Raw genomic sequence first — 14289 nt, 5'->3', positions numbered from 1 at the left:
CGATGGCCCTGCAACTGAGTTTCGCCGAAGCCAGCGCCACCGGGCCGCGCGCGGAGAATCAGGACGCTGTGCGCCTGGTCACGCCGGCCCCGGCGCTGGCGGCGAGCAAGGGTTATCTGTTCGCCATCGCCGACGGCGTCAGCCAATGCGCCGATGGCGGGCTCGCCGCGCGTTCGACCTTGCAGGCGTTGGCGCTCGACTATTACGCCACCCCGGAAACCTGGAGCGTGGCGCAGGCGCTGGATCGCCTGCTGCTCGCGCAAAATCGCTGGTTGCAGGCCAATGGCGGTGGGCAGCCGTTACTCACCACTGTCAGTGCTTTGGTCATGCGCGGTCGGCGCTTTACCCTCGCCCATGTAGGAGATTGCCGGGTATACCGCTGGCACGCCGACGCGTTGCAGCGCATCAGCGAGGATCACGTCTGGGAGCAGCCGGGCATGCAGCATGTGCTCAAGCGTGCGCTCGGGCTGGATCAACATTTGGTGCTGGATTTTCTCGACGGTGAATTGCGTGATGGCGAAAGCTTTTTACTGCTCAGTGATGGCGTCTGGTCAACCCTGGGCGATACCGCGATTGCGGCGATCCTGCGTGATCAGCCGGATCTGCACAGCGCGGCGCAAACATTGGTCAACGCCGCGCATCTGGCCGGCAGTCAGGACAACGCCAGCGCTTTGCTGGTGCGGGTCGATGCGGTTGGCGAGGCGAGTTTTGGCGATGCACTGATGCATTTGCAGCAATGGCCACTGCCGCCGCCGCTGAAACCCGGTCAGTCGTTTGAAGGCTGGCAGGTGCAAGGCATCGTCGCGCAGAGCCAGCAATCGTTGCTGTATCGCGTGCTGGATAGCCAAGGTCAAACGTGGCTGTTGAAAACCCTGCCCACACGTTCCGCAGATGATTCCTGTGCCGGACAAGCGCTGTTGTCCGAGGAATGGTTTCTGAAACGTGTGGCCGGACGGCATTTTCCTGAAGTCCATGCGTGCAATCAGCGTCAGCATTTGTACTACGTAATGCGGGAATATTCCGGCAAGACGCTGGCGCAGGTTTTTCAAAAAAACGGGGCGTTACCGTTGGCGCAGTGGCAAGACATTGCCGAACGCCTGCTGCGTGCAGTCGGGCTGCTGCATCGGCGGCAGATTCTGCATCGGGACATCAAACCGGAGAATCTGCATTGGGGGGATGAAGGTGAACTGCGGCTGCTGGATTTTGGCCTGGCGTATTGCCCGGGACTGTCCGAAGACGCACCGTCTACGCTACCGGGAACACCAAGTTATATCGCCCCGGAAGGCTTTCGCGGTGATCCGCCGAGTGCGCAGCAGGACTTGTATGCGGTGGGCGTGACCTTGTATTTCCTGCTTACGGGGCATTTTCCTTACGGCGAGATAGAAGCGTTTCAGCGGCCGCGTTTTGGACTGGCGGTGAGTGCCGGGCGTTATCGACCGGATCTGCCGGAATGGCTGGCGCAGAGTCTGGAGCGCGGCGTGGCGGCTGATCCGCAGCAACGCTTTGAAACAGCGGAAGAATGGTTGTTGGTGTTGGAACAGGGCGAGCGACGCAGTTTGAGCGTGCGGCCTCGGCCGTTGCTGGAGCGTGAGCCGTTGAAGGTGTGGCGGACGATAGCGTTGCTGGCATTGCTCGGGAATCTGGTGCTGCTGGTTTTGTTGTTTCATCACTGACACCGCGTCGCGGCCATCGCGAGCAGGCTCACTCCTACAATTTGAAATGCGTTCCCCTGTAGGAGTGAGCCTGCTCGCGATGACGTCAGCCCAATCACCAAAAATCCACCCGCCTGAGCGCCCCACGAACGAGCAACCCGCCTCGATTCAGTGCAGAAAATCACCCTCAAAACCCGCGCCCCCCCAATAAACCCGCCCCCACCCCACTTGGCACAACCACTGCATTACCCCACCCAACACACACATAAAGCCCAACCTTCAACGACGAAGGCTGCGCTTCCCGAGAGAACGGGACCAGGACAAAGGCGTCCTCGCTAGGCAACTAGCGGGACGCCTTTTTTTGTTTGCGCAAAATTTCTCGAGCACGGCCTGACTGCCCACAAGAGGCCAGCCGCAGCTCCCCGGAGAACCTGATGAAAAAACTCAAACTGGTGATGATCGGCAATGGCATGGCCGGGGTTCGTACCCTCGAAGAGCTGCTCAAATTGAGCAACGAGCTGTACGACATCACTGTCTTCGGCGCCGAACCGCACACCAACTACAACCGCATCCTCCTCTCGCCGGTGCTGGCCGGTGAGCAGACCTTCGAAGAGATCGTCCTCAACGACCTCGACTGGTACCTGGAAAACCACATCAAGTTGCTGCTCAACCGCAAAGTGGTGGAGATCGACCGAGTCAAACGTCGAGTGATCGCCGACGACGGCACCGAAGCGGAATATGATCGCCTGCTGGTCGCCACCGGTTCGACGCCGTTCATTTTGCCGATCCCGGGCAACACCCTGCACGGCGTGATCGGTTACCGCGACATCGCCGATACCCAGGCGATGATCAACACGGCAAAAACCCACAAGCACGCGGTCGTCATCGGTGGCGGTTTACTCGGTCTCGAAGCCGCCAACGGCCTGATGCTGCGCGGCATGCACGTCACCGTGGTGCACATCGGTGAGTGGCTGCTGGAACGGCAACTGGACAAAACCAGTGGCCAGTTGCTGCAAAGCGCCCTCGAATCCCGTGGCCTGAACTTTCGTCTGTGCGAACAGACCCAAGCCCTGGACGACGCCGGCAACGGTCGGGTCGGCTCGGTGCAATTCAAAAACGGCGACATCATCCCCGCCGATCTGGTGGTGATGGCTGCGGGCATTCGTCCCAACACCGAACTCGCGGAAAAGGCCGGCATCCCGTGCAATCGCGGGATCCTGGTCAACGACACCCTGCAAACCTACGACCCGCGCATCTATGCGATCGGCGAGTGCGCCAGCCATCGCGGCATCGCTTATGGCCTGGTTGCGCCGCTGTTCGAACAGGCCAAGGTCTGCGCCAACCACCTCGCACAACTGGGGTTCGCCCGTTATCAGGGCTCGGTGACTTCGACCAAATTGAAAGTCACCGGCATCGACCTGTTTTCCGCCGGCGATTTCATGGGCGGCGAAGGCACCGAGACCATCACCCTATCCGACCCGATCGGCGGGGTGTACAAAAAACTGGTGATCAAGGATGACGTGCTGGTCGGCGCCTGTCTGTACGGCGATACGGCAGATGGCGGTTGGTATTTCCGACAGATTCGTGAGAATCACGCCATCGGCGAGATCCGCGATCACCTGATGTTTGGCGAAAATGCGTTAGGCGACGTAGGACATCAGGGCCAGGACAAAGCCATGGTCATGGCTGACACCGCCGAAGTCTGCGGCTGCAACGGTGTGTGCAAAGGCACCATCGTCAAAGCGATTCAGGAACACGGCCTGTTCAGCGTCGATGAGGTGAAGAAACACACCAAAGCCGCCAGCTCCTGCGGCTCCTGTGCCGGGCTGGTCGAGCAGATCCTGATCAACACCGTCGGCGGCGCGGCCGACGTCAAACCGAAAAGCGAAAAAGCCATCTGCGGTTGCAGCGACCTCAACCACGGACAGATCCGCCAGGCCATTCGCGAGCAACACCTGCTGACCATCGCCGGCACCATGAGTTACCTCAACTGGCGCACGCCGAACGGCTGCGCGACCTGCCGCCCGGCGCTCAACTATTACCTGATTTCCACCTGGCCCGGCGAAGCCAAGGACGACCCACAATCGCGCCTGATCAACGAACGTGCGCACGCCAACATCCAGAAGGACGGCACCTATTCGGTGGTGCCACGGATGTGGGGCGGCGTGACCAATCCTTCGGAATTGCGGCGGATAGCCGACGTCGCCGACAAATACAACGTGCCGATGGTCAAGGTCACCGGCGGGCAGCGCATCGATTTGCTCGGCATCAAAAAGCAGGACTTGCCCGGTGTCTGGAAGGATCTCGACATGCCGTCCGGCCACGCTTACGGCAAATCCATTCGCACGGTGAAGACCTGCGTCGGCAGCGAGTTTTGCCGCTTCGGCACGCAAAACTCGACGCAACTGGGCATCGAGCTTGAGCACGACCTGTTCAACATGTGGTCGCCGCACAAAGTGAAACTGGCTGTCTCCGGATGCCCACGCAACTGCTCGGAAGCGGGGATCAAGGACGTAGGAATTATCGGCGTGGATTCCGGCTGGGAGATGTACATCGGTGGCAACGGCGGGATCAAAACCGAGGTCGCCGAATTCTTCGTCAAGCTGAAAACAGCCGAAGAAGTCCGCGAATACAACGGTGCCTTCCTGCAGCTGTATCGCGAAGAAGCCTTCTACCTCGAACGCACCGTGCACTACCTGCAACGGGTCGGCATGGAGCACATCAAAAAAGCCGTGCTGGAAGACCCGGAGCGCCGCAAAGCCCTGAACGAGCGCCTGCAATTCTCCCTGTCGTTCGAACAGGATCCGTGGAAAGAACGTCTGGCCGAGCCGCAATTGAAGAAAGAATTCGACGTGATCCCGGTGAAAAATCTGGAGGTGCCAGCATGAACTGGCTCGATATCTGTGCCCTTGAAGAAATCAACGCCCTCGGTTCGCGGATCATTGCCGGGCCGAAAGGTGACATCGCGATTTTTCGCACAAGCGACAACGAAGTTTTCGCCCTCGACGACCGCTGCCCGCACAAGGGCGGACCACTCTCGCAAGGCCTGATCTACGGCAAACGCGTCGCCTGCCCGCTGCACAACTGGCAGATCGACCTTGAATCCGGCGAAGCTCAGGCGCCGGACATCGGCTGCGCGCACCATCACCCGGCGCGGGTCGAAAACGGTCGCGTGCAGTTAGCTCTGCGGGACGCCATCTGATGAGCCGCCAGACGACCGCCTCGACCTGCTGTTATTGCGGGGTCGGCTGCGGCGTGCTGATCGAGCATGACGGCGAGCGCATCCTCGGCGTCAGCGGCGATCCGGCGCATCCGGCCAACTTCGGCAAACTGTGCAGTAAAGGCTCGACACTGCACCTCACCGGCGACCTCGCGGCACGCGCGCTGTACCCGGAATTACGCCTGGGCAAAAGTCTGGCGCGCAGCCGCACCGATTGGGACACGGCGCTGGAACACGCTGCCAATGTCTTTGCCGAGACCATCGCCGAACACGGCCCGGACAGTGTCGCGTTTTACATCTCCGGGCAATTGCTCACCGAGGATTACTACGCCTTCAACAAACTGGCACGGGCCTTGGTTGGCACCAACAACATCGACAGCAATTCGCGACTGTGCATGTCTTCAGCAGTGGTCGGCTACAAGCGCAGCCTCGGCGCCGATGCGCCGCCGTGCAGCTATGAAGATCTGGAGCTCAGCGATTGCGTGATGATCGTCGGCAGTAACATGGCCTACGCCCATCCGGTACTTTTCCGTCGTCTGGAAGAGGCGAAATCCCTGCGTCCACAGATGAAAGTCATCGTCATCGATCCACGGCGCACCGACACCTGCGACCTCGCGGATCTGCACCTGGCGATTCTGCCGGGCACCGATGTCGCTTTATTCCATGGGATTTTGCACCTGTTGTTGTGGGAAGACTGGATCGACCGCGACTTCATCAAGGCACACACCGATGGCCTGGCCGAACTGAAAAATCTGGTGCGCGATTACACCCCGCAAATGGTTTCGCAACTGTGCGGAATCAGTGTCGAGCAATTGCAGCAATGCGCGGAATGGGTCGGCACGTCGCCAAGTTTTCTGTCGTTATGGTGCATGGGTTTGAACCAGTCCACCGCCGGCAGCGCGAAGAACAGCGCACTGATCAATCTGCACCTGGCCACCGGACAAATCGGCCGTCCCGGTGCAGGACCTTTCTCTCTGACCGGTCAGCCGAATGCCATGGGAGGACGGGAAACCGGCAGCCTGTCCAATCTGTTGCCGGGCCATCGTGATGCCGCTAACCCTGAGCACCGCGCCGAAGTGGCGGCTTACTGGGGCGTGGAGCAGTTGCCGGAAAGCGCCGGCCTCAGCGCCATCGAACTGTTCGAGCAGGTAGGCAACGGCAAGATCAAAGCGTTGTGGATTGCCTGCACCAACCCTGCGCAATCCATGCCCGATCAAAGCTCGGTGCGTGCAGCGCTTGAGGCATGCCCATTTGTGGTGTTGCAAGAAGCTTTTCGCACCACCGAGACGGCGGCTTTCGCCGACCTGCTGTTGCCGGCCGCCAGTTGGGGCGAGAAGGAAGGTTCGGTCACCAACTCCGAACGGCGCATTTCCCACGTACGCAAAGCCATTCTCCCACCCGGTGAAGCACGACCGGACTGGGCGATTACGGTGGATTTCGCACAGCGTCTGGAGAAACGTCTGCGCCCACAAGCATCGAGCCTGTTTGCCTTCACACAGCCTGCGCAGTTGTTCGATGAGTTCAAAGGGCTGACCCGTGGTCGTGATCTGGATTTATCCGGAATCAGCCATGCCTTGATCGACCAGATCGGCCCGCAACAATGGCCCTTCCCCGTCGGCGCGCAGCAAGGCACGGCGCGGCTGTACGTCGACGGTATTTTTCCTACGGCAAATGGTCGAGCGCAGTTCATCGCCGACCCGTATCGCGCCGCCAAGGAACAACGTGATGCACGCTTCCCCTTGACGCTGATCACTGGACGCCTGCGCGATCAGTGGCACGGCATGAGCCGTACCGGCACGGCAGCGCAGTTGTTCGGTCATGTCAGCGAAGCGGTGTTGAGTTTGCACCCCGACGAATTGCGTCGGCATCGCTTGCAGCCGGGTGATCTGGTCAATCTGAAAAGTCGGCGTGGCGCGTTGATCGTCGCGGTCGGTAGCGATGACAGTGTGCGTCCGGGCCAGGCCTTTCTACCGATGCACTGGGGCGATCGCTTTCTCAAGGGCGGCGTCAACAGCCTGACCTTGCCGGCGTTCGATCCTTTGTCGAAACAACCGGAACTGAAACACAGCGGCGTGCGCCTGGAAGCGGTGAATCTGCCGTGGCAACTGTTCGCACTCATCGAAGGCAATGTTCAACAGCATTTCGAGACGCTACGACCACTCTGTGAGGCGTTTTCCTACGTGAGTCTCAGCCTTGTCGGACGTGAACGATCGGCGTTGCTGATACGCGCTGCCAGCAGCGAGGCACCGGATCCACAGTTGCTGGGTGAAATCGACCGCTGCCTGTCGCTGATCGATGGCCCGGTGCTCGCCTATGACGACCCACGCCGCGCGATCGGCAAACGCGTGCGTATCGAGAACGGCCGGATCACCGCAATTCGTCTGGCCGGCGAAACCCTCGCCCAGCATTGGTTGCAAGGCCTGTGGCTGGAGGGCCGCGCCGACGAGCAACTGCGTCGCTGGCTGCTGGCGCCGATGAGTGCGCCACCGGGTAATGCCGGAGCACCAATGATGACGGCGAAAACGGTGTGTAACTGCAAAAACGTCAGCCTCGACGCAGTGTGCACCGGCATTCGCCAAGGTCTCGATCTGCAAAGTTTGAAAAATCAACTGGGGTGCGGCACGCAATGCGGTTCCTGCGTCCCGGAAATAAAACGTCTGCTGGCTGCCAATGTGCAGCCGGTCGCGCTCATCTGATGAGGAAAGATTCCATGAATGCAAAAGTCTGGTTGGTGGGCGCTGGCCCCGGCGATCCCGAATTGCTGACCCTCAAAGCCGTGCGCGCGTTACGCGAAGCCGATGTGGTGCTGATCGATGATCTGGTCAATGACGCGGTGCTGGAACACTGCCCGGACGCGCGGATTATCGCCGTGGGGAAACGCGGCGGCTGCCGTTCGACGCCGCAGGCCTTTATCCATCGCTTGATGCTGCGGTATGCCCGTCACGGCAAATGCGTGGTGCGGCTTAAGGGTGGTGATCCGTGCATTTTCGGCCGTGGCGGCGAAGAAGCGCAGTGGCTGCGTGAGCGTGGTGTTGAGGTGGAATTGGTTAACGGCATCACCGCCGGGCTGGCCGGTGCGACTCAGTGCGACATCCCGCTGACCCTGCGCGGTGTCGCGCGTGGGGTAACGCTGGTGACGGCGCACACGCAAGATGACAGCGAGTTGAACTGGCAGGCGCTGGCGCAGGGCGGCACGACGCTGGTGGTGTACATGGGCGTGGCCAAGCTCGACGAGATTCGTGATCAGCTATTGGCCGGAGGAATGGCAGCGGATACGCCGGTGGCGATGATCGAAAACGCCTCTCTGCCTCATCAACGTGAATGCCGGAGTGTTCTGACGGCAATGAGCGAAGCGGCCTACAGATTTCAATTGAAGAGCCCTGCGATACTGGTCATCGGCGCAGTAGCTGGGTACGCGGAGGATCAAAAGATCGCAGCCTGCGGCAGCTCCTACATTGAGCCTGCATGCGCCCTGTAGGAGCTGCCGAAGGCTGCGATCTTTAAAACCTGAAACTCAAATCGCAGACAAAGAAAAGCCCGGCCTAAGCCGGGCTTTCCTCAGAGCGGCAGCTAATTACTTAGCTTGAGCTTCAACCTGCGCTTCTACGCGACGGTTTACAGCGCGGCCAGCGTCAGTTTTGTTGTCAGCAACTGGGCGGGATTCGCCGTAGCCAACAGACTGAACGCGGGACGATTCAACACCGTACTGGTTGGTCAGAACTTGCTTAACGGCGTTTGCACGACGCTCGGACAGTTTCTGGTTGTAAGCGTCAGGACCGACGGAGTCAGTGTGACCTTCAACAGTAGTGGTGGTGGATGGGTACTGCTTCATGAAGTCAGCCAGGTTCTTGATGTCGCCGTAGCTGTTGGTTTTAACAACAGATTTGTCGAAATCGAACTTAACGTCCAGCTCAACACGAACAACTTCAGCAACTGCTGGGCAGCCGTCAGCGTCAACAGTTACGTTGGCTGGGGTGTCCGGGCACTTGTCAACGTTGTCGCAAACGCCATCGTTGTCGCTGTCGGAGCAAACTTCAGCTGGTGCTGGAACTGGAGCAGCAGCAGGCTTGGAGCCGCCACCGAAGTTCACACCGATACCGACGCTTGGAGCCCACTCGGTGTCGCCTTTGTCGATGTTGTACTGAGCTTCAACGCCAGCACGGGCGTAGAAGTTGTCAGTGAAGTACAGCTTGGCGCCGCCACCAACGTTAGCGAAGGTCGAACGGTCACGGCTGTTCGAACCGTTCTGGTCGATGCTCTGGTCGGAGAAACCGGCCGAGACGTATGGACGCAGCATGTCGCCTGGGTTGTTGAAGTGGTACAGAGCGTCCAGAGCGGTGTTAGCGCCTTTAACGTTCTTGCCGTCGTCGGAACGCACGTTGTGCACTTCGTCGTAGCCCAGACGCAGTTCAACGTCGTCGGTCAGGAAGTAACCGATCGAACCGCCGAACAGGTTGCCGTTGTTCTTGAAGTTACGAGCGCTGTCGAATTGTTCTTTCTTAGCGAAGCCTTCGATTTCAACTGCGCCTTGGCCTTGTGCCAGAGCGCCGAACGAAGTGGCAGCAATAAGAGAACCAATGGCCAAGCCCAAGGTGTTTTTCAGTTTCATCCGTTAAATCCCCATCTGGTGTTTGTGTAGCAGTCTCTGAAACCTGGTGACTACTGTGAGGTAAGTCTTTATGAACTTGCCTACACGTAAGAGATATTTGCGCTGAACTAAGTTTCAGCAATGCCTGCAAATTTCTCACGCAATTTATCTAGAGCACGTTTGTAACGCATTTTTGTCGCACTCAAACCCATGTGCATTATGTCTGCGATCTCCTGAAATTCCAGTTCTGCGACAAATCGTAGCACCAGAATTTCACGGTCAATCGGGTTCACATACACCAGCCAGCGATCGAGTCCGCCCTTCTCCTCGGGTTTTGGCATCTTTTCTTCAGACGCTTCTTCCAGGGGGTCAAGACTCAAAGCATCCATCAAGCGACGCTTTCGCCGTTCCTTCCGATACTGCGTGATGCATTCGTTGTAAGTGATGCTATATAGCCATGTCTTGAACTTCGATTTCCCCTCGAAGTTCTTCAGGCCATACAGCACCTTCAGCATCACTTCCTGACAGACATCGTCTGCGTCGCGATCGTTCCCAAGATATCTCGCACAGACGTTAAATAATGTTCGCTGGTAACGCCGCATCAGTTCTTCATAAGCGCGCGTCACGTGAAAAAGCTCGGTGTGCGAGCGCGCGACCAACTCCTCATCAGAGAGCTCGCGGGGGTCGTAGCGCGTGGATAGCGTTTGGGCTTTATTCAAAACAAGTCGTGCCGACAGTCAGGTCAATGTCCGCCGCAGCCAGCATCAGCTGGCATTTAGCGGCGGCATACATTAGCAGGGTTTGCCGGATTAGCGGCTACTCACATGCTGTTCCAGCAGGATCCGATTGGAAAGAGAGACTAGCTCACCCTCATCGGTCAGCAATGTGGTTTTAACCGTGCCGATCTCTTCGATCTGCCCTTCGACCTCGCCAACACGCACTTGTTGCCCAACCTGATACAACTCACGCACATAGATTCCCGCAAGAATCTGACCGGCAATTTCCCGGCTTCCCAAACCCATGGCCAGCGCAACCGCCAGACCAACGGTAATCAACACAATGACAATCACATGGTTCAGCAGGTCGGTCTTGACCTCAAGCTGACTGATCGCCACCGAGATGCTGATAATGATCACCAGCCCCTGCGCAATCCGCCCCAGCCCCGAAGCGTAGTCGAGGCCTACGCCTTCTGCCGCCCCGCGCACCAGGCCATTGGCCAATTGTGCGAGCAAAACACCGACCAGCAACACCAGCGCGGCACCGAAGACCTTTGGCAAATACAGCGCCAGCATGTCCAGCGTAGCTGAAACTCGCTCAAGTCCAAGGGATTCTGCTGCAGAAACCAAAAATATCAGCAGAACGAACCAGTAAACGATTTTTCCGATCAGGGTCGAGATCGGCACTTGCAGGCCGGCACGCGACATCAACTTGGTCAGACCGGTGCCGCCCATCAGGCGATCGAGGCCGAGTTTGGCCAGCAGTTTGGACAACAAGGTGTCGAGCAGTTTGGCCACGACGAAACCCAACAGCAGCACCACCAGTGCGCCGAACAGGTTCGGAATGAAGTTAGCGACTTTGGTCCACAACGCAGTCATTGCAGTGACGAGGCTCTGAGTCCAGAGATCAAGTTCCATATTCAATCAGCCTTATCAGCAGTGCGAGCGGTAGGTTTACGAAGACGGGAAACCGGCGAGACATGCGCCGATCCATTATTCAGGGCGATCATCAGCGCGGGCAGCCAGCGGCCCAGCAGGCTGAAAAGATCACCGGCACCGACCTGGCGGTTGGCGGTTTTGAGTACGCGGCCCAAGCACGCATCGTCGTCACGACCGGACGGTGAGGCGTTGAGCATGTCGCGCAAAGACTGTTCAAACGGATCGTGCATACGCACCTCTCGTGATGTCTGTGAAAGACGCGGGCAGATTTGGTCGGGTCACATGTTGCATGGTCACACCCAGCGCAATCGGCGGAACAACCACCACTGACCGAAGGCCAGGGCGAGCACCGTCAAACAGGCAATCAGGAAGCCATAAGGGCTGCTGGAGAACGGAATTCCGCCGACATTGATACCCAGCAGACCGGTGATAAAACTCATCGGCAAAAAGATGCAGGTGATGATGCCGAAGCGGTACATCGTGCGATTCATGCGCTCGCTCAAACGCCGGTCTTCAGCCTCCAGCACCAGCCCCACGCGCTCCCGGGTCAATTCGAGCTCTTCGAGATATCGCGTCAGGCTGTTGTTCAATTCGTTCCAGTAGTCGGCATCATCTTCGACAAACCACGGCAGTTTTATCCGCGTGAGCTGTCCGAAAATATCCCGCTGCGGTGCAAGAAAACGCTTCAGTCCGGCAGCCCTGCGCCGGATGTGCAAAATCGCTCCGTGCTCGGGGGTATACCGTTCGTCGGCATCCATCTTTTCTTCTTCCTCATCGGCGATTTCCGAGAGGCAAGTGACCAGATCCTGCACCTTGCTGGTGAGGAATTGCGCCAGATAAAGGATGAGTTCAGAAGCGGTTTTCGGGCCTTTGCCGTCGGCTAATTGCGCCAGCAACTCATCCGTGGCGCGCAGTGGACGCAAACGCAGAGAAATGACGCGCTGAGCTGAGGCGAAAATCCGCACCGAAACCATGTCTTCCGGCTCGGCGCCCGGATTGAGGTTGACCCCGCGCAAGAACAACAACAGCTCGGAATCCGGCAGTGGCAACAAACGCGGCCGGGTGTTTTCTTCCAGCAGCAGGTCGCAGGTGAATTCGTTGAGACCGCTGGATTTGCGCAACCAGGTCTGGGTTTGCGGATGGCTGCGATCCCAATGCAGCCACAGACTTTCATGCGCCTGCAGCTGCAAATCGTCGAGCTCAGTCCGGGCTATCGAACGCGCGCCGCCTTTACCGTCCAGCACGAGGGCATGCACCAGCCCCCATTGCGCGTTTTCTTCCTCGAACATCCGCATCCCTTTGTCGAAGCCTTATTCAGGCATTTTCAGCGGGCTCGGCGAGATGATCACGCCGTTGTTGTCCGCATAAATGTAGTGGCCCGGGTGGAACGTCACACCGGCGAAAGTCACCGGGACGTTGAGGTCGCCGAGGCCACGTTTTTCGGTTTTCATCGGGTGGCTGGCCAGCGCCTGCACGCCCAGATCGGTCTGCGCAATGACGTCGACGTCACGGATGCAACCGTAGATCACCAGCCCTTCCCAACCGTTCTTCGCGGCTTTCTCGGCGATCATGTCGCCCAGCAGCGCACGGCGTAGCGAACCGCCGCCATCCACGACCAATACTTTACCGTTGCCCTTGAGTTCGGCTTGTTCCTTGACCAGCGAGTTGTCTTCGAAACATTTGATGGTCACAATTTCGCCGCCGAACGAATCACGGCCACCGAAATTGCTGAACATCGGTTCCAGCACCTGCACCAGCTCCGGATAGGCGTCACACAGGTCAGGCGTAAGGTAATGGTTCATCGAAAAACTCCTGTAAAAAGGAAGACGATCAAGGATGACGCACGCTATAGAGACGAGTTCCGGCGGCCGTTGTTTACCTTAGCCCATGCCATGGTCGCTGACTGAACCTGAACATACGCTGAAACGTAATAGCTAAACAGCCGCTAAAAATGACCAGAACCGCACAATGCGTCATATCTTAGCCGCAAGCCGACCTGAACGAAATGCCCTTTTCAGAGCCTCTGATTCAGACTGCAGCGGCCAGATCCGCCTTCTCGCCGAGCAACGGCGTCTGTTGATCCTTCAACCAACGCGCCACCAGCGGCCACATTTCAGCTTGCGCGGCTTTGCTCACCAACATTTCGACATGGCCGAAATTGTCGTTGAAACCCTGCTCGCGCCCGAGATTGATGAATTGTTTGTGCTCGGAGCCGAGCTGCTCGAACAGCTTGCGACACGCCCACGCCGGATCCTGATGGTCACCAGCGGCTGTCACCGCGAGCACCGGCACCTGAACCTCGGCCAATCCTGCCCACCAATCCTTGTCCTTGTCGCCAAAGCGGCCGAACAAGCCGTACCAGCGCATGCTCTCGATGGCCAGACCGATCGGCTCGTCTTCCGGGCCGCGCTTGAGGCGTGAGCCGGACAACTGCGCGAAACGCTTGAGAATAAAGCGCCCGCTCCATTCCACCGGCGGAATTTTCAGCGGCCAATACGTGCGACTGACCTGCGTACCGAAAAACGCCGCCGAAGCAACTGCTGGCTCGCCAAGGTATTCACCCCCGAGCGCAGCGGCCAAGGTGATGCCACCCAGCGAATGACCGATCCAGTGCGGAACCTGACCGCTCTGCTCACGCACGAACGCGGCAATCGCCGGCAGATCGTATTTGGCATAGTCGGAAACGCGATTGCGTCGGTATTCCTCATTGCGCTGCGACAGGCCGTGGCCGCGCATCTCCGGAATCCACACATCGAAACCCAGCCGCGTCAGATACGCGCCAAGCCCGAGGCCTTTTGGCGAAAACCAGAAGCGCCGATTGGAAAAGCTGCCGTGCAACAGAATCACCGGCACACCACGGGGCGCCGTGTCGTCGGCCATGCCCAAACGGGTAACGGCGATCTCCACGGACCAGTCCGGGCTGTTGCCGGGTTTTAAACGATAAACGTCTTCGCTCAGATCGCCGCGCCGCTCGGCGCTGATCAGGGCGACAGGAAATAGGTTGCTGCTGCTTTGCATAATGCTCTTGCACAAAAAAGGGCGGCATCTACAGGAGCCCGCCCTACTTCAATCTCAAAGCCCTGCCATTGTAGGAGTGAGCCTGCTCGCGAAAGCGGTGTATCCGTCGACATCGTTGTTGAATGTCAGTCCGTCTTCGCGAGCAAGCTCGGCTCC

Annotated in this window: 12 protein-coding genes; 5 read left to right on the top strand and 7 right to left on the bottom strand. The window is 58.6% G+C overall.

Annotated features, from left to right (window positions below; genetic code table 11):
• Window positions 1-2 precede the first annotated feature (2 nt).
• The 5 genes from ACIOMO_RS10725 (at window position 3) to cobA (ending at window position 8350) form a co-directional block, all read left to right on the top strand.
• Complete coding sequence (locus ACIOMO_RS10725; protein ID WP_401240511.1) at window positions 3-1673, top strand: protein kinase; 1671 nt, start codon at window positions 3-5, stop codon at window positions 1671-1673.
• A gap of 413 nt (window positions 1674-2086) precedes the next feature.
• The gene (gene nirB, locus ACIOMO_RS10720) at window positions 2087-4540 is read left to right on the top strand and encodes a nitrite reductase large subunit NirB (RefSeq protein WP_401240508.1); all 2454 of its coding nucleotides are present in this window, start codon (window positions 2087-2089) and stop codon (window positions 4538-4540) included.
• On the top strand, window positions 4537-4854 hold the full coding sequence (gene nirD / locus ACIOMO_RS10715; RefSeq protein ID WP_401240506.1) for a nitrite reductase small subunit NirD: 318 nt from the start codon (window positions 4537-4539) through the stop codon (window positions 4852-4854). Before nirB ends, nirD begins: the two co-directional genes overlap by 4 nt.
• Window positions 4854-7568, top strand: a complete 2715-nt coding sequence (locus ACIOMO_RS10710) for a molybdopterin-dependent oxidoreductase (protein ID WP_401240503.1) — start codon at window positions 4854-4856, stop codon at window positions 7566-7568. The genes nirD and ACIOMO_RS10710 overlap by 1 nt, the downstream gene beginning before the upstream one ends.
• Window positions 7569-7582: 14 nt before the next feature.
• Window positions 7583-8350, top strand: a complete 768-nt coding sequence (cobA, locus tag ACIOMO_RS10705; RefSeq protein ID WP_401240501.1) for a uroporphyrinogen-III C-methyltransferase — start codon at window positions 7583-7585, stop codon at window positions 8348-8350.
• 96 nt (window positions 8351-8446) lie between these two features.
• On the opposite strand, the gene ACIOMO_RS10700 is transcribed toward cobA, so the two are convergent.
• From ACIOMO_RS10700 to ACIOMO_RS10670, 7 genes are all read right to left on the bottom strand, one after another.
• Complete coding sequence (locus tag ACIOMO_RS10700; RefSeq protein ID WP_053118716.1) at window positions 8447-9481, bottom strand: OmpA family protein; 1035 nt, start codon at window positions 9479-9481, stop codon at window positions 8447-8449.
• Between the two features lie 107 nt (window positions 9482-9588).
• Window positions 9589-10179: an RNA polymerase sigma factor SigX gene (gene sigX / locus ACIOMO_RS10695; protein ID WP_053118714.1), complete on the bottom strand. Its 591-nt coding sequence runs from the start codon at window positions 10177-10179 to the stop codon at window positions 9589-9591.
• Between the two features lie 90 nt (window positions 10180-10269).
• Window positions 10270-11094, bottom strand: a complete 825-nt coding sequence (locus ACIOMO_RS10690) for a mechanosensitive ion channel family protein (RefSeq protein ID WP_007916401.1) — start codon at window positions 11092-11094, stop codon at window positions 10270-10272.
• 2 nt (window positions 11095-11096) lie between these two features.
• On the bottom strand, window positions 11097-11345 hold the full coding sequence (locus ACIOMO_RS10685) for a hypothetical protein (protein WP_053118712.1): 249 nt from the start codon (window positions 11343-11345) through the stop codon (window positions 11097-11099).
• A gap of 63 nt (window positions 11346-11408) precedes the next feature.
• A complete protein-coding gene (locus tag ACIOMO_RS10680; protein WP_401240497.1) occupies window positions 11409-12404 on the bottom strand; it encodes a zinc transporter ZntB in 996 nt (331 codons plus the stop codon).
• Between the two features lie 21 nt (window positions 12405-12425).
• Window positions 12426-12917 carry a ribonuclease E activity regulator RraA gene (rraA, locus tag ACIOMO_RS10675; RefSeq protein ID WP_282353114.1) on the bottom strand — a complete coding sequence of 164 codons (492 nt, stop codon included), beginning with the start codon at window positions 12915-12917 and terminating at the stop codon, window positions 12426-12428.
• A gap of 226 nt (window positions 12918-13143) precedes the next feature.
• Window positions 13144-14133, bottom strand: coding sequence for an alpha/beta fold hydrolase (locus ACIOMO_RS10670; protein WP_401240494.1), 990 nt, complete (start codon window positions 14131-14133; stop codon window positions 13144-13146).
• Between the last annotated feature and the right edge of the window lie 156 nt (window positions 14134-14289).

It is taken from the genome of Pseudomonas sp. NPDC087804 (genome assembly GCF_044742965.1).
Lineage (GTDB): Bacteria > Pseudomonadota > Gammaproteobacteria > Pseudomonadales > Pseudomonadaceae > Aquipseudomonas > Aquipseudomonas rustica.
This window is presented reverse-complemented; position numbering and strand designations above follow the sequence as displayed.

Bases quoted from the DNA above. Each gene is read 5' to 3' on its own strand.
- ACIOMO_RS10725 (WP_401240511.1), top strand. From the start codon at position 3: ATGGCCCTGCAACTGAGTTTCGCCGAAGCCAGCGCCACCGGGCCGCGC.
- nirB (WP_401240508.1), top strand. From the start codon at position 2,087: ATGAAAAAACTCAAACTGGTGATGATCGGCAATGGCATGGCCGGGGTT.
- nirD (WP_401240506.1), top strand. From the start codon at position 4,537: ATGAACTGGCTCGATATCTGTGCCCTTGAAGAAATCAACGCCCTCGGT.
- ACIOMO_RS10710 (WP_401240503.1), top strand. From the start codon at position 4,854: ATGAGCCGCCAGACGACCGCCTCGACCTGCTGTTATTGCGGGGTCGGC.
- cobA (WP_401240501.1), top strand. From the start codon at position 7,583: ATGAATGCAAAAGTCTGGTTGGTGGGCGCTGGCCCCGGCGATCCCGAA.
- ACIOMO_RS10700 (WP_053118716.1), bottom strand. From the start codon at position 9,481: ATGAAACTGAAAAACACCTTGGGCTTGGCCATTGGTTCTCTTATTGCT.
- ACIOMO_RS10690 (WP_007916401.1), bottom strand. From the start codon at position 11,094: ATGGAACTTGATCTCTGGACTCAGAGCCTCGTCACTGCAATGACTGCG.
- ACIOMO_RS10685 (WP_053118712.1), bottom strand. From the start codon at position 11,345: ATGCACGATCCGTTTGAACAGTCTTTGCGCGACATGCTCAACGCCTCA.
- ACIOMO_RS10680 (WP_401240497.1), bottom strand. From the start codon at position 12,404: ATGTTCGAGGAAGAAAACGCGCAATGGGGGCTGGTGCATGCCCTCGTG.
- rraA (WP_282353114.1), bottom strand. From the start codon at position 12,917: ATGAACCATTACCTTACGCCTGACCTGTGTGACGCCTATCCGGAGCTG.
- ACIOMO_RS10670 (WP_401240494.1), bottom strand. From the start codon at position 14,133: ATGCAAAGCAGCAGCAACCTATTTCCTGTCGCCCTGATCAGCGCCGAG.